The organism is Chryseobacterium sp., from assembly GCF_022712095.1.
Classification (GTDB): Bacteria; Bacteroidota; Bacteroidia; order Flavobacteriales; family Weeksellaceae; genus Chryseobacterium.
Genome location: NZ_JALAHD010000302.1, coordinates 1 through 15,734, shown reverse-complemented (window position 1 = coordinate 15,734; position 15,734 = coordinate 1). Strand labels below are relative to the sequence as shown.

The 15,734-nt window shown below is 36.7% G+C and carries 13 protein-coding genes; all 13 read left to right on the top strand.

All coding sequences use genetic code 11. The features are described 5' to 3' along the window. Positions 1–29: 29 nt before the first annotated feature. The 13 genes from Q0A18_RS15330 to Q0A18_RS15270 all read left to right on the top strand — a co-directional run bounded on the left by Q0A18_RS15330 (position 30) and on the right by Q0A18_RS15270 (position 15,547). Complete coding sequence (locus Q0A18_RS15330; RefSeq protein WP_292011035.1) at positions 30–395, top strand: FtsL-like putative cell division protein; 366 nt, start codon at positions 30–32, stop codon at positions 393–395. After that, complete coding sequence (locus Q0A18_RS15325; protein ID WP_292011034.1) at positions 379–2,370, top strand: penicillin-binding transpeptidase domain-containing protein; 1,992 nt, start codon at positions 379–381, stop codon at positions 2,368–2,370. Before Q0A18_RS15330 ends, Q0A18_RS15325 begins: the two co-directional genes overlap by 17 nt. Before the next feature lie 20 nt (positions 2,371–2,390). Beyond that, positions 2,391–3,851, top strand: coding sequence for a UDP-N-acetylmuramoyl-L-alanyl-D-glutamate--2,6-diaminopimelate ligase (locus Q0A18_RS15320; RefSeq protein WP_292011033.1), 1,461 nt, complete (start codon positions 2,391–2,393; stop codon positions 3,849–3,851). A 32-nt stretch (positions 3,852–3,883) separates the two neighbouring features. Beyond that, complete coding sequence (gene mraY / locus Q0A18_RS15315; protein ID WP_292011032.1) at positions 3,884–5,125, top strand: phospho-N-acetylmuramoyl-pentapeptide-transferase; 1,242 nt, start codon at positions 3,884–3,886, stop codon at positions 5,123–5,125. Between the two features lie 53 nt (positions 5,126–5,178). After that, positions 5,179–6,507: a UDP-N-acetylmuramoyl-L-alanine--D-glutamate ligase gene (gene murD, locus Q0A18_RS15310; RefSeq protein WP_292011031.1), complete on the top strand. Its 1,329-nt coding sequence runs from the start codon at positions 5,179–5,181 to the stop codon at positions 6,505–6,507. A 65-nt stretch (positions 6,508–6,572) separates the two neighbouring features. After that, the gene (locus tag Q0A18_RS15305; RefSeq protein ID WP_292011030.1) at positions 6,573–7,811 is read left to right on the top strand and encodes an FtsW/RodA/SpoVE family cell cycle protein; all 1,239 of its coding nucleotides are present in this window, start codon (positions 6,573–6,575) and stop codon (positions 7,809–7,811) included. An 11-nt stretch (positions 7,812–7,822) separates the two neighbouring features. Next, entirely contained in the window at positions 7,823–8,920 is a 1,098-nt protein-coding gene (gene murG, locus Q0A18_RS15300) for an undecaprenyldiphospho-muramoylpentapeptide beta-N-acetylglucosaminyltransferase (protein ID WP_292011029.1), read from the top strand. A gap of 8 nt (positions 8,921–8,928) precedes the next feature. Then, on the top strand, positions 8,929–10,293 hold the full coding sequence (gene murC / locus Q0A18_RS15295) for a UDP-N-acetylmuramate--L-alanine ligase (RefSeq protein ID WP_292011028.1): 1,365 nt from the start codon (positions 8,929–8,931) through the stop codon (positions 10,291–10,293). A gap of 28 nt (positions 10,294–10,321) precedes the next feature. Then, complete coding sequence (locus tag Q0A18_RS15290) at positions 10,322–11,224, top strand: cell division protein FtsQ (protein WP_292011027.1); 903 nt, start codon at positions 10,322–10,324, stop codon at positions 11,222–11,224. 26 nt (positions 11,225–11,250) lie between these two features. Further along, positions 11,251–12,633 carry a cell division protein FtsA gene (gene ftsA / locus Q0A18_RS15285; RefSeq protein ID WP_292011026.1) on the top strand — a complete coding sequence of 461 codons (1,383 nt, stop codon included), beginning with the start codon at positions 11,251–11,253 and terminating at the stop codon, positions 12,631–12,633. Between the two features lie 14 nt (positions 12,634–12,647). After that, positions 12,648–14,507, top strand: coding sequence for a cell division protein FtsZ (gene ftsZ, locus Q0A18_RS15280; protein WP_292011025.1), 1,860 nt, complete (start codon positions 12,648–12,650; stop codon positions 14,505–14,507). Positions 14,508–14,516: 9 nt separating this feature from the next. Continuing rightward, positions 14,517–15,089: a cysteine hydrolase family protein gene (locus tag Q0A18_RS15275; protein WP_292011024.1), complete on the top strand. Its 573-nt coding sequence runs from the start codon at positions 14,517–14,519 to the stop codon at positions 15,087–15,089. An 11-nt stretch (positions 15,090–15,100) separates the two neighbouring features. Next, the gene (locus tag Q0A18_RS15270) at positions 15,101–15,547 is read left to right on the top strand and encodes a GatB/YqeY domain-containing protein (RefSeq protein ID WP_292011023.1); all 447 of its coding nucleotides are present in this window, start codon (positions 15,101–15,103) and stop codon (positions 15,545–15,547) included. The last annotated feature ends 187 nt before the right edge of the window (positions 15,548–15,734 follow it).

Here is a 15,734-nt window from a genome sequence, read left to right as displayed (position 1 = left end):
TTTTTGACGGGGTGGTAAGAAAAAGAATATTGGCAAAAAGAACAACATATCGTCCGCAAAAGAAACTCACTTTTATAGATATTATAAAAGGTAACTTCCTGAACCGTGACGAGATTAAAATACATTATAAGTATTTTTTGTTACTATTTGTGCTGATGATGGCTATGATCTACAGTAACCATTTAGTCAATAAAAAAATTAAAATTGTTAATGAGCTGAAAGAAGAAACCGAAGAATATAAATCCCGGAATGCTTATGCTCAGAGTAAGTTGATTAAAGTAAAAATGGAATCTGAATTGGGAAAGGAAGTAGTGAGAGACTCATTAATGCCGTTAGAAAACCATCCTCATAAACTATTAATAAAATTAGATAGTACAGATGCAAAAACAAAATGAATACGATAACAAACGTAAAAAAACGTTAAGATGGGGCTACCTCTTTGCAGTGGTGGCTTTGTGCGTATTTGTTCTGTTTCTCGGAAGAATAGTTATTCTTCAAAATACCAATGTTCAGGAAATCAAAGATGATTACATCAATAAAAATTATCGTGAAGCTACCCTAAAAGCTGCCCGTGGCAACTTATTCGCTTCGGATGGTTCTATTTTAGCAACTACCGTTATGCGTTATGACATCTTTCTGGATTTCAAAACCATCAAAGACACGGTATACGATAATAATATCGGAGCTTTAACAGACTCTTTAAGTAAAATGTTCAACAAACCTAGAGCTGAGTTCAGAAAGAAGTTTGACGAACAGAGAAAAAAGAAAAATCAGTACTATACATTAGTAAAAGGGCTGGATTTCGATGAATACGACAGAATCCGAAAATTCCCAATTTTTAAAAAAGGAAAAAATAAAGGTGGATTTATTGTTGACAGAAATTACAGAAGAGAATTAGCTACATCTGAAATTGGAGCCGGAACTATCGGAATGGATAATGGCGAACTCAAATCAGGCCTCGAAGGTGCTTTCTCAAAATATTTAACCGGTACGGATGGTAAGCGTCTCGAACAGAGAATCAATTCAAGTCAATGGAAACCAATTGATTACTGGAAAGTTCAGGAACCTGTCGACGGAGAAGATGTTTACACTACTATTGATCTAAGAATCCAGGACATCGCACACTCCGCTTTAGAAAAACAGCTTATCAATTTCGATGCAAAGCATGGAACAGTAATCGTAATGGAGGTGGAAACCGGAAAGGTTCGTGCTATGGTTAACTTAAGGAAAATAGAACCTGGGATATATGAAGATTCTTACAACTATGCCTTAAAAGATAATATCGAACCTGGTTCAACTTTCAAGACTATTTCTCTTCTTGCGGCAATGGATGATGGGTTCATCGATGAGAATACAACCGTCAATGTTGGAAATGGAGTATGGACTTATGCAAAGCAGAAAATCTCAGACGGGCATGGCGGAGGAACTTACGATATCAGTGATGTTTTAGCAAAATCAAGTAATGTAGGTACTGCAAAGCTTATCACTAAATACTATGCAGACAAACCACAGATTTTCCTTGATCACCTGAAAAGATGGAAGCTTTTTGATAAAATGGATATTGAACTTCCGGGGATTACAAAACCGAAAATCGTAACTCCTGAAAACAAAAGATGGAATGCAGCAACGCTGGCTTCTATATCTTATGGATATTCATCTAATATCAATTTGATGCAGCTAACCACCTTTTATAATGGAGTTGCTAATAAAGGGAAAATGTTGAAACCTCTATTCATTGATAAAATAATGAAAGATGGTAAGGTTATATTTGAAGCAAAGCCTCAGGTAATGGTTAAAAAAATGGCTTCTGATAAGGCCATACAAATGATGACCGATGCCCTCACAAAAGCTGTAGAAAAAGGAACGGGAAGGAGCATTTTTACTCCGAACCTGAAAATGGCAGGAAAAACAGGAACGGCAAGGTTTGAATACTGGCTTCCGGGCCCAATGAAATACCGTGCTTCATTCGCTGGATTTTATCCGGCTGATAACCCTAAATACACCTGCTATGTCATGATCAGCGAACCGGACAATTCAAAAGGAATTTATGGGGGGACAGTATCAGCTCCCGTATTTAAGGAAATTGCAGGAAAAACATTCCTGAAAACACCTCAGAATATTGAAAAAGAAATGCTTGTAGATAAAAAGGTAAACCTGAATAAAATGGTAGAACCGAATGTCAAAATAGCAGTAAATAATAAACAAATGCCCAACGTAGTAGGCTTAATCGGTAAAAATGTAATTCCGCAGCTGGAAAATTTAGGTTATCGTGTAGACTATAAAGGGGTTGGTAAAATAAAAGAACAGTTCCCATTAGAAGGTACTGTGATCAGTAAGAACCAGAAAATATATTTATCACTACAAAATTAAATGATAAAAGCATCAAGAAAATGCAGCTAATTGAACTATTAAATAGAATTCCGACTATAGAAATTCATGGGGAGAGTAACCGTGATGTTTCCGAATTGGTGTTTGACAGCAGAAAAGCTATTGAAAACTCTCTGTATATTGCGATGAGAGGTACTGTCGTAGACGGACATTCATTTATTGCATCTTCTGTAGAAAAAGGGGCAACAACAATAGTGTGTGAAGAATTCCCAGAAAGCCTGAATGAAAATGTAACTTACGTTAAGGTAAAAGATTCATCAAAAGCTTTAGGTCATTTAGCTTCAAATTTTTATGGAAATCCTTCCCATAATTTAAAACTGGTTGGGGTTACCGGAACCAACGGAAAAACATCGACTGCCACCCTTCTGTTTGATGTATTTAAAAACCTTGGCTATTCAGCAGTTTTATTATCAACTGTAGAAATAAGGATCGGCGATGATGTGATTCCTGCAACCCACACTACTCCGGATGTGATCACAATTAATCAGATCCTCGCCAAAGCAGTAGAATCCGGTTGTGAATATGCATTCATGGAAGTGAGCTCGCATGGTATTGCACAGAATAGAATTGAAGGGCTTCATTTTCATATTGCTGGGTTTACGAATATCACCCATGATCACTTAGATTATCACAAAACCTTTGAAGAATATTTAAAAACAAAAAAGAGATTTTTTGACACTCTTGAAGAAACGGCCATAGCCATTACCAATCTTGATGATAAAAATGGTAATGTGATGCTACAAAATACAAAAGCAAAGAAAAAATCTTATGCTTTAAAAACCATTGCGGATTACCACGGAAAAATTTTGGAAGTTGATTTCAATGGGATGTTGCTGAATTTCAATGGAAAAGAGTTCTGGACCACCCTAACCGGGAAGTTTAATGTTTACAATTTACTTCTTGTATTTGGAATCGCTTCAGAATTGGGGTTTGAACAGGACGAAATATTACAGGCAATAAGCAAATTACAAAGAGTATCCGGAAGATTTGAAACCTTTAAATCAGATGGAGGAATCTTCTTTGTAGTAGACTATGCCCACACTCCTGATGCGCTGGAAAATATTCTGGACAGCATCAATGAGATCAGAACAAAAAATGAAAGACTGATCACCGTGTTCGGATGCGGCGGAGACAGAGATCATTCCAAAAGACCTGAAATGGGAAATATTGCCACTAAAAAGTCCACATTGGCAATCATCACTTCTGATAATCCAAGAACAGAAGATCCATCCCAGATCATTAAAGAAATTGAAGCAGGCGTTGAACCTCAGAATTTTAGCAAATATACTTCAATACCGGACAGAAAGGAAGCCATTAAAATGGCCATAAAATTCGCAGAGCCTAAAGATATCGTTCTGGTCGCCGGCAAAGGACACGAAACATACCAGGAAATAAATGGTGTGAAACATCATTTTGATGACAAAGAAGTCATTAATGAATTATGGAAATTAATGAGTAAATAAAAGAGTACCCATTCAATTTTAAATTAGAAAAAATGCTATACTATCTATACGAATATCTGACCAGCCAAGGCATCCACATTCCAGGATTAGGGATGTTGAAATATATCTCTTTCCGTGCCGGAATGGCGGTTCTGCTTTCCCTGACCATTGCTCTTGTATATGGTAAAAGAATCATTAATTACCTTAGAGCTAAACAAATGGGAGAGCTGGTTCGTGATCTTGGATTAGACGGACAAAAACAAAAAGAAGGAACTCCTACAATGGGTGGGTTGATCATTATTTTAGCCACAATGATCCCTGTATTACTATTTACCCGTATAACCAATGTCTATATCATCTTACTGATAATTTCTGTCCTATGGATGGGAGCAATAGGATTTCTAGATGACTATCTGAAAAAAATCAAAAAAAATAAAGACGGGTTAAGCGGTAAATTCAAAATTGTGGGACAAGTCGGTCTGGGACTTATCGTAGGGATCACCATGTATTTCCATCCTGATATTACAGTAAAAAGAAAATATGCTGATGCTAAAGTAGTCAACAGGAATAATGTAGAGCAAAATTTTATGCCTACAGAAAAAATTACGGTCTCCACAGTTCCATTTGCAAAAAATAATGAATTCGATTACAGTGGAATTCTATTTTGGATGAGCGATGAAGAAGCTCACGAATGGGCATGGGTAGTTTTTATCCCTATCGTGATCTTTATTGTAACTGCCGTTTCCAATGGAGCTAATATCACAGACGGGATTGACGGCCTTGCAGCCGGAACCTCAGCCGTTATATTGCTCACTTTAGCATTTTTTGCTTACATATCAGGAAATATCATCTTTGCAGATTATCTCAATATCATGTTCCTTCCCAATATGGGGGAAACTACCATATTTGCCGTCGCCATGGTGGGTGCAGTAATAGGTTTTTTCTGGTATAATACCTATCCGGCGCAAGTATTTATGGGTGATACGGGAAGTCTGATGCTGGGAGGAGTAATCGCCGTGTTAGCTATTATTTTAAGAAAGGAATTAATGATTCCTGTGCTATGCGGAATCTTCTTAATAGAAAATATTTCTGTAATGCTGCAGGTAGCAGTTTTCAAATACAGAAAGAAAAAATACGGGCTGGAATATGCCCAAAATAACAGATTGTTCAAAATGTCACCTTTACATCATCATTATCAGAAAGAAGGATTTCACGAAAGTAAAATCGTAAACAGAATGATTATACTGAGTGTAATGTTGGCTATTGTATGTCTTATCACATTAAAAGTAAGATAGAGTATTATTTAAAATTGAAAGGATAAAAGCTTTCAATCATTAAATCAGGAAATATGAAAATAGTTGTTTTAGGAGGAGGAGAAAGTGGCTGTGGTGCTGCTTATTTGGCCAAAAAGAAAGGTCTGGAAGTTTTTCTTTCAGATAAAGGGACCATTAAAGATAGCTATAAACAGTTTTTAACCGAAAACGATATCGAATTTGAAGAAGGAACTCATGATGAAGAAAGGATACTAAATGCCGATTGGATTGTAAAAAGCCCGGGAATTCCTAAAAAAGCAGATATTATTTATAAAATTCATCAGAAAGGGATAAGACTCTCTTCTGAAATTGAGTTTGCATCTGAATTTACCAATGCTAAAATCATTGCCATAACAGGAAGTAATGGTAAAACAACAACAACCTCTCTGATCTATTATATTCTGAAAAATGACGGCATGAATGTAGGACTGGGAGGAAACATAGGTTACAGCTTTGCCAAGCAGGTTGCCGATGAAAACTATGAATATTATGTACTTGAAGTAAGCTCATTTCAGCTGGATGATATTCAGAACTTCAGACCCTATATATCTTTGTTGCTGAATCTTTCTCAGGACCATCTGGATCAGTACAACTATAATTATGAGGAATATGCATTAGCCAAATTCCGGATAACTGAAAACCAGGAAAACTATAACTTTTTCATCTACAACAAAGATGATGAAATGAGTAAAACCATCCTCGAGAAATTAGAAATAAAAGCCAAGATGATTCCTTTTTCAACAAAAGAAAAATTATCTGAAGGAGGATTTGTTGACAATGACAAAATCATAGTAAAATTAAAAGAGGAGTTCTCAATGAAAGTTGAAGAATTATCTCTTTTAGGAAATCATAATGTAGCAAACAGCTTAGCGGCATCTATTGCTGGTAAAATACTGGAAATCAACGACGAAAGCATTAGAAATTCACTAATGACTTTTCAGGCGGTGGAACACAGATTGGAATTGGTGACAGAGATCGATGGAGTAAAATACATTAATGACAGTAAAGCAACCAACGTAAACGCCACTTATTATGCTTTAGAAAGCATGAAAACACCTACGGTATGGATTGTTGGAGGAAAAGATAAAGGAAATGATTACTCTGAAATCGAAGAATTAGTAAAGAGAAAAGTAAAAGCTATTGTCTGTCTGGGAATTGACAACAAGAAGATCATAGACTTCTTTAAGGATAAAAAAGAATTCATATATGATACTTCCAGCATGGAAGAAGCTGTTACAATATCAAAATCTATTGCTAAAAACGGAGACACGGTTTTACTCTCTCCCTGCTGTGCAAGTTTTGACCTTTTCCAAAGCTATGAAGACAGAGGGCAGCAGTTTAAAGAACAGGTTTTAAAAAAATAGTAAAAGTAAATGTCAGATGTAAAAAATATATTTCATTTTTATACATCCGGCAATAATACGATATCATGAACGAACAGGAAACAGAAAGCAGATTTGAATTTCTAAAGGGCGATAAAGTACTTTGGATGGTCATTCTTGTGATCTCCATCTTCTCTATTTTCCCTGTGTATTCAGCAAGTTCAAATTTGGAATATATTGTTAATAACGGGACCACAACCGGTCACGTTATCAAACACATGTTCTTTGTGATCTTGGGGTTGATTATTATGAGACTGGTAGGAACAATTAAATACGAATACATAGGAAAGCTGAGCAGTATTATGCTGAGCCTTATGATCGTTCTCTTGATTGTAACAATGTTTACAGGACAAACCATCGATGGAGCCAGTGCCTCAAGATGGCTGAAAATTCCGGGTACACCCATTTCATTCCAGCCTTCATCATTCGCTTTCCTCATGCTGATCATTTATCTGTGCCGGTACCTGACTAAAAAGATAACACGAGAAAGACTTCCGATCGAAAATATTATTTACATATTCGGTCCTATCCTTCTTGTATTTGTATTGGTAGCCAAAGACAATGGTTCCACAGCATTGATGATATTAATGGTTTCTGTGATCGTACTGGTGATTGGTCAGCTGCACTGGAAGTATATTGCCGGATTTATTTCAACATCTTTTATTGCTATTATCCTCTTTTTATTAGTTGCTTTAAATACTAACCTCATCGGAGGAAACCGTGTTCACACATGGATGAGCCGTATAGAAACCTTTACATCCAGTAAAGCAAAATCTGCTGATGTAGATGATGAAAGTGTAAAAGCTAAAAACTATCAGGTAATGCAGGCCAAAGCAGCTATTGTACATGGTGGCATTACAGGAATGGGACCGGGGAAGAGTGCATTAAAACAAATGCTTCCGCAATCTGCATCCGATTTTATTTTTGCTGTTATCGTTGAAGAATACGGACTGTTTGGAGCCATATTTCTTATCAGTATGTATTTTATTATGGTCATAAGGATCGTAATGATCGCGAGTAAGATGCCCGCCTTTTTCGGTTCTCTGCTTGTGCTCAGCCTGGGAGTGATGATCTTTATACAGCTGGCGGTGAATATTGCCGTGGCAGTAAACCTGATTCCTGTTACCGGACAGCCTTTACCACTGATAAGTTATGGAGGAACATCCATGCTGGTCACTTATATACAATTAGGAATTATACTCAATATAAGTTCGAGGATACAGATCTATGATGAAGAAGGAATGGGTAAAAAGCAGAGTATCGCAGAAATAAATGATATTGCATAAACACTAGTAAAATGGACAAAAAATTAAAAATATTATTATCAGGTGGAGGAACAGGAGGACATATCTTCCCGGCCATCGCTATTGCTGATGAGATCAAAAAAAGATTTCCTGATGCAGAATTTTTGTTCATTGGTGCTAATGGAAAAATGGAAATGGAAAAAGTTCCCCAGGCCGGATATAAAATCGAAGGAATTGACATTGCCGGAATTAACAGAGGAAACTTTCTATCCAATTTAGGTCTGCCGTTTAAAGTATTGAAAAGTCTGTCAAAATCAAAAAAGATCATTAAGGATTTTCAACCGGACCTTGCAATCGGAACAGGAGGTTTCGCCAGTGGTCCCGCGCTTTATGAAGCCAGCAAATTAGGAATCCCTATTTTCATTCAGGAGCAGAATGCTTATGCAGGGGTAACCAATAAAATTTTAAGTAAGAAGGCTAAAGCCGTATTTACAGCATATCCAAAAGTAGAAGGCTTTCCGAATGAAAAGATAAAATTTCTGGGAAATCCCATCCGTGAAAATATTGTTTCCGGAATGGAAGAAACCGCTAAAGCCAAAGAAAAAATTGTTCTGGATAAAGATAAATTAACGATCCTATCAGTAGGAGGTTCATTAGGTTCCAGAACCCTTAATAATGCATGGAAATCTCATTTAGACGAGATAGTCAATAAAGATTATCAGCTGATCTGGCAAACCGGAAAACTTGATTATAAAGATATTCTGGAAGAGACCAAACATATTTCCAACAGAAATATCAAAATTGTTGAGTTTATTAAAAATATGGAAGCGGCTTATTCTGCAGCGGATATTATTGTATCCAGAGCAGGAGCTATTGCTATTTCGGAATTGGCAGTAGCAAAAAAACCTGTTATTCTGGTTCCGTTCCCGTTTGCTGCAGAAGATCATCAGACCAAAAATGCAATGAACCTGGTAGAAAAAAATGCCGCCAGAATGGTAAAAGATTCGGAGATGGGAGAAAAATTCTGGAGTACACTGGAAGAAATCTGTAACAGTGAAGAGCTGAGAAAGGAAATGTCCCACAATCTTGAATACTTTGCAAAGCCACATGCCACAAAGGATATTGTGGATGAAATATTTAAATTAATCTAAATAAGAAAATGAATACTTTAGAAACATATCAGACTTTTTACTTCGTAGGAATCGGAGGTATTGGTATGAGTGCTCTGGCGCGTTATTTTAATGCATCAGGAAAAAAAGTTTTGGGGTATGATAAAACCAATACAAAACTCACTCGGGAGCTGATGAAAGAAGGCATTGATATCGTTTTTGAAGATAATCTTGATGATAAAATAACATCTCTTCAACAGGGTAGCACTTTGGTGATTTATACTCCGGCGATTAAAAACTTGGGGATTTTAGATTATTTCAATCAAAATAATTTTACTGTATTAAAGCGTGCAAAAGTTCTGGGCCTTATTACCGAACATACAGAATGTATCGCTGTAGCAGGAACCCACGGTAAAACAACAACTTCTACATTAGTTTCGCATTTATGTAAAGAAGCCGACTTACCATTTTCCTGTTTTTTAGGTGGAATTTCAGAAAATTTCAAATCTAACTTTTTATATAATGGTTCTCAGTATTCAGTAGTAGAAGCTGATGAATATGACAGAAGTTTCCTGAACTTATCTCCCAACTGGGCAGTAATCACTTCCACTGATGCCGATCATCTGGATATATATGGTGATAAAAGCCATATTGAAGAAGGTTTCAGACAGTTTGCCTCATTGGTTCCGGAAAATAAACACCTGTTTGTGAGAAAGGGAATAGAAATAGGCAGAGACCACCGAACCTATGCTGTTAATGAAAAAGCTGACTACTATTCAGATAACCTTCGTATGGACTATGATAAAATCTATTTTGATTTTCATACTCCTACTGAAACCATTAAAGATTTTGTCTGGGAAATCCCGGGAATCCATAATGTAGAAAATGCCACAGTTGCTATAGCTATTCTTTACAATCTTGGGGTGGATTTTGAAACCCTTAAAAAAGGAATTGCAAATTTCAAGGGAATTAAAAGAAGATACACGAAACATATTTATAAAAACGGTAAAATCTATATAGATGATTATGCACACCACCCTACAGAAATCAATGCGGTGATGGGCTCTATAAAAACATTTTATCCCGATAAAAAATTACTGGTTGCTTTCCAGCCTCATTTATTCAGCAGAACAAGAGATTTTGCAGATGGATTTGCAGAAAGTTTAAGTAAATCCGATGAATTGATTTTGCTTGATATTTATCCGGCAAGAGAACTTCAGGAGAATTTTGAAGGAATTACTTCAGAGTGGCTGCTGGAAAAAGTAAATTTAGATAAAAAGGAAGTCTCCACTTTAGCGGATGCTTTCGGAAAAATAAAAGAGAAAGATTTTGAAATCCTTCTTACTGTAGGAGCAGGAAATATAGATACGCTGTATGATCCTGTGTGCCAATGGCTGGAAAAGGAAAATCAATAGAACATCAACCGAATTGGTATTGTAAATAATGAAGAATAAATACAGAATATTAAAAATTGTTGTCACAGTAATCATTCTTGGGTTTCTGCTAAGTTTCTCTTTGAAAAAATTTAGCAATCAGGAAATTACGGACGCTAAAATTTCTGTAAAAATGAACGAAAAAAGTCCGGTCTATTTTGTAGATGAGAAGGACATTAAGGAAATAGTAAAAAAAGAGAATCCTTCAGGAAAGGTAGGAACACTGGATATTCCTGTATTGGAAAAGAAAATTAATGCTCTACCTGCCGTAGACAGTGCCAATGTCTATTTAAACTTAAACGGAAATCTTAATCTGGACATCAAGCAGAGAGTTCCCGTTTTCAGATTGAATACCAACGGAAAAGACGTGTATGTGGATGAAAAAGGAGTTGAGTTTCCAATTTCAAAGACCTATTCCCACCCATGTATGCTGGTAACCGGTAATGTAAAGCCTGAAGAATATGAAAAGCTGGTGGAACTTATTGAAAAAATCAACAAAGATGATTTCAGCAAAAACTATTTCATTGGGGTTTCAAAAGAAAAAGACAATTATAACCTTCTCACAAGCGAAGGAAGCTATAAAGTTGAAATTGGAGATTTAGATAATATTGAATTTAAAGTTAAAGGGTTTAAAGCCTTTGTCGAAAAATATCTGGTTTATCAGGATCCGCAGAAATACAATAAAGTTTCTGTAAAATACCAAAACCAGATTGTAACGACGCTTAATCCGCGGTTTAAAGAAAACGACAGTATTCTGCAGGTAGGAAGAAAAGAAGTTGCGAAAATACCTGCGAAAACTTCGGTAGAAAATAAATCCAAATCTACCACTACAGCGAAACCAAAAACCAGCCAACCAAAAGAAATCAAGAAAACAACAGAGAAGAAAGCGCCCACAAAGCCAAAAACTAAATAGAATAAGAAATCAAATCGATATAACAAATGGAAAATCAAGAGTATTCAGTAGGTCTGGACATCGGGACAACAAAGATTGTCGCGATTGTCGGTAGAAGGAATACACACGGGAAAATAGAAATTCTTGGTGTAGGTAAGGCCAAAAGTCTTGGGGTTCACAAAGGTATAGTGAATAATATTTCACAGACCATTAATTCTATCAAAGCTGCTGTTGCAGAAGCACAGTCCAGCGCGGGTGTGCCTATACGAAAAGTAACGGTAGGTATCGCAGGAAAACATATCCGTTCCCTGCAGCACTCAGATTATATTATGCGTGAAACTCCTGACAAATTCATTACAGATGATGATATTGAAGCATTAAAAGATCAGGTAAAAAAACTGGTCATGCTTCCGGGAGAAGAAATAATTCATGTTCTTCCTCAGGATTATAAGGTAGATTCCGAAGGCGAAATTCAGGAACCTATCGGAATGCACGGAAAACGACTTGAGGCTAACTTTCATGTTGTAGTCGGGCAAATGGGCAGTATCAGAAACATTGCAAGATGTGTAAGAGAAGCCGGCCTGGAAATGGAAGCTTTAACATTAGAACCTCTGGCGTCTTCAGAAGCTGTATTAACGAAAGAAGAAAAAGAAGCCGGTGTAGCCATTGTGGACATTGGTGGTGGGACAACTGATATCGCTATATTTAAAGACAATATCATTCGCCATACCTGTGTAATTCCTTATGGTGGCGGTATTATCACCGAGGATATCAAAGAAGGATGTTCTATTATTGAAAAACATGCAGAACAGTTAAAAGTAAAATTTGGCTCAGCAGTTCCGGAACTGGAAAAAGACAGTACATTTGTAACCATTCCGGGATTACACGGAAGACCCGATAAAGAGATTTCACTTAAAACTTTAGCACAGATTATCAATGCGAGAGTGGAAGAAATCCTTGAAATGGTTAATACCGAGCTAAAAGCCTACGGAGCATTTGAGCAAAAGAAAAAGCTGATTGCTGGAATTGTACTGACAGGAGGTGGATCCAATTTGAAACATCTTCGACAGCTAGCCAACTATACCACAGGATTCGACAGCAGAATAGGTTTTGCCAATGAATATATTGCCAATGACAAAAATCAATACCTGAAAGGTCCTGAGTTTGCTACCTCTATAGGGCTACTCATGGAAAGTTTAAAAATCCGTGACAAAAAACAGGCTGCGAGTATAGAAGAACCAGTACAAGAAGCAGCTCCTCAGCAGGAACCTGTAAGTAATAATACTACAGAAACCACTACAACTGCTGCTCAACAGGCACCAGTTCAGGAAACAGAGCATCTGGTGCACACAGAAAATAAAAAATCAAAGCTGACATTCGGACAGTCTTTGATGGAAAAAGTAAAAAAATTCTTTGAAGAAGTAGAATAGTAAATACAGACATTATGGAAAATATAGGAACACAAGGATTTTCCTTTGACTTACCAAAAGGAAATTCATCGATCATAAAAGTAATTGGCGTAGGGGGAGGTGGAAATAATGCATTGAAACACATGTACGAAAGAGGTATTCATGGTGTGGATTTCGTTATTTGCAATACAGACGCCCAAACTCTTGACAATAATCCTGTTTCTAATAAAGTTCAGTTGGGAGTAACCATGACGGAAGGTCTAGGTGCTGGTGCAGATCCGGAAGTAGGGGAAAAAGCAGCGATTGAAAGCATTGAGGAGATCAAAGCTTCAATGGGACAAAACACCAAAATGGTTTTCATCACAGCAGGAATGGGTGGTGGTACCGGAACCGGTGCAGCTCCTGTTATTGCCAAAGTAGCCAAAGATATGGGAATTCTGACCGTAGGTATTGTTACTGTTCCTTTCAGCTTCGAAGGTAAAAGAAGGCTTGAACAGGCAGAAAACGGTCTGGAAAAATTAAGAAATAACGTTGATTCCTTAATTGTAATCAATAACGATAAATTAAGACAGCAATTCGGAAACCTTGGATTTAAACAGGGATTCTCAAAAGCCGATGAAGTATTAACCAATGCAGCTAAAGGTATGGCAGAAGTTATTACAGGGTATTTTGATGTAAATATTGACTTTAGAGATGCTAAATCTGTACTTCAGAATTCAGGTACTGCTCTTATGTCTACAGGTACCGCATCAGGAGAGAACAAAGCCGAAGAAGCTGTTAAAAAAGCATTAGATTCTCCATTATTAAATGATAATAAGATCACAGGAGCAAGAAATGTTCTATTGCTAATCAGAAGTGGTGCAGAAGAGGTCACCATGGATGAAATCGGTATTATCATGGATCACATTCAGAAGGAAGCTGGAAATACTGCAGATATTATTTTCGGGGTGGGAAGTGATGAAGAACTTGGTGATGCAGTAAGCGTTCTTGTTATCGCTACAGGTTTTGCAAAAGACCACCAAAAGTTTGCAGGACCTACAGAAAAGATAAAAATCAGCCTGAACGATACATTGGAAACTCCAAAAGCATCTCCTTTCAAAACCAGAGAAGAGAGAGAAGCATCTTCAGAAGGAGGCCATGGGGCTCCCGGAAAGAGTCTTTTCAGACTAGATGATGAAGATAATGACAGCTCTTCATTCAGAATGAGTTCTTCTGAAAGAAAAATGGTTATTGAGGAAGATGTAAAAACTGAAATAGATTTCTATGAGAGAGACCATAGGGACGATTGGAGAGAGGATGAGTCTCAAGAAGACGAAGCTTATAATTTATTCTCTTATGATGAGGAAGATCCGCATGATTTAGAAATTCAGTCTTTTTCTTTTGATACCGAAGATAAAAAAGAAGAACCTAAAGCAGAAACCAATTCTTTTGAAGAAGAAAAGCCTATTGAATTCAGTTTCTTTGTAAATGAACCTATCAATGAGCCTAAAGCTGAAATCCGTACATCTTCTGCTGAAACAGGAACTACAAAAGAGCCGGTTCAGAAACCTCAGAGCTTCTTTGAGCCCGCAAAAGTAGAACCTAAAGCCGAGGAAAAGCCAGTTGTTGAAAATAAAGCTGAGCCTGAAAGCCCTCACAGTGAATTCACTTTCGTTAATAAAACAACCAGTGAAGACAAAGTGATTGAAAGAAGAAATAAGTTAAAAGAGTTCAACTCCCGTTATCAGAGTTTTGATAATACGAATGAATTCGAATCTGTTCCTGCTTTCAAAAGAAAGAATATTTCTATAGACGGAAATAATGCTTCAGACCAGAATATCAACACTTATTTATCTGATAATAACGGCTCTATGGAAGTTAGAGAAAACAGATTTTTAAATAAAGATGTAGATTAAAATCAAGAAATGAAATCATTAAACAGAAACACAGCTCTTCTTATCATTGATATCCAAAAGGGATTTGATGATAAGATATATTGGGGTGGCAACAGAAATAATCCCCAGGCTGAGGAAAATGCAAAAAAAATTCTGGATGTTTTCAGAGAGAAGAAACTTCCCGTTTTCATCATCCAGCATTGTTCAAAAGATCCTGATTCTTTATTACACGAAAGTAATCAGGGAAATGCATTGAAAGATGATTTCATTCCATTAGAAAATGAATTTTTAATTAAAAAAAGCGTTAACAGCAGCTTTATTGGAACTAATTTAAAGGAACATTTAGATCAGCTTTCAATAGAAAATACAGTTATTTTAGGACTTACTACTGTCCATTGTGTGAGTACTACCACAAGGATGTCCGGTAATTTTGGGTTTAACACTTATCTTATTGAAGATGCGTGTGCCACTTTTGACAGGACCGATCCTAATGGAAAGATATACTCCGCACAGGAGCTCCATGATATGGAGCTTGCGTGTTTAAATAATGAATTTGCTAAAGTAATCAGCACTCTTGAACTTATAAAGATTCTTGAACAGTAAATTATTAAAATATGTCATTAGAAAATACAATAAACGAAGCCATAAAAACAGCAATGAAAGAGAAGGATAAAGTAGCTTTAGACTCTCTTCGCGCCGTAAAATCCCAAATTCTTCTTTTAAAAACTGAAGCTAAAGGTGCTGAAGTTTCTGCTGAACAGGAAATTGCTATTCTGCAAAGAATGATCAAGCAGCGTAAAGATTCTCATGAACAGTTTACTGCTCAGGGAAGAACCGATTTAGCAGAAGTGGAAGAAGCCCAGATGAAAGTTATCGAACAGTTTTTACCTAAACAGCTTTCCGTAGAAGAACTTGAAGCCGAAATGAAAAACATCATTTCAGAAGCCGGTGCCGAATCTATTAAAGATTTAGGAAAAGTAATGGGAGTAGCTTCTAAAGCACTCGCCGGAAAATCAGACGGAAAAAGTATTTCCGAAATGGCTAAAAAGCTTCTTTCATGAAGTGATAGCCCTCAATAGAGGATATTCAACCTTTGCATATCGATTTGATTAAAGAAGTCCGAAACAGATTGTTTCGGACTTCATTTCTTCATACACATCCCAACTTTGGCACTCTTGCTCATTTGACAACAAAATGTACCATGAGAGAGAAATGCTAGGAACATGAGGGAATTAAAAAAGTTTTTTT

Coding starts and splice junctions, on each gene's coding strand:
- Q0A18_RS15325 (WP_292011034.1), top strand. CDS start 379: ATGCAAAAACAAAATGAATACGATAACAAACGTAAAAAAACGTTAAGA.
- Q0A18_RS15320 (WP_292011033.1), top strand. CDS start 2,391: ATGCAGCTAATTGAACTATTAAATAGAATTCCGACTATAGAAATTCAT.
- mraY (WP_292011032.1), top strand. CDS start 3,884: ATGCTATACTATCTATACGAATATCTGACCAGCCAAGGCATCCACATT.
- murD (WP_292011031.1), top strand. CDS start 5,179: ATGAAAATAGTTGTTTTAGGAGGAGGAGAAAGTGGCTGTGGTGCTGCT.
- Q0A18_RS15305 (WP_292011030.1), top strand. CDS start 6,573: ATGAACGAACAGGAAACAGAAAGCAGATTTGAATTTCTAAAGGGCGAT.
- murG (WP_292011029.1), top strand. CDS start 7,823: ATGGACAAAAAATTAAAAATATTATTATCAGGTGGAGGAACAGGAGGA.
- murC (WP_292011028.1), top strand. CDS start 8,929: ATGAATACTTTAGAAACATATCAGACTTTTTACTTCGTAGGAATCGGA.
- Q0A18_RS15290 (WP_292011027.1), top strand. CDS start 10,322: ATGAAGAATAAATACAGAATATTAAAAATTGTTGTCACAGTAATCATT.
- ftsA (WP_292011026.1), top strand. CDS start 11,251: ATGGAAAATCAAGAGTATTCAGTAGGTCTGGACATCGGGACAACAAAG.
- ftsZ (WP_292011025.1), top strand. CDS start 12,648: ATGGAAAATATAGGAACACAAGGATTTTCCTTTGACTTACCAAAAGGA.
- Q0A18_RS15275 (WP_292011024.1), top strand. CDS start 14,517: ATGAAATCATTAAACAGAAACACAGCTCTTCTTATCATTGATATCCAA.
- Q0A18_RS15270 (WP_292011023.1), top strand. CDS start 15,101: ATGTCATTAGAAAATACAATAAACGAAGCCATAAAAACAGCAATGAAA.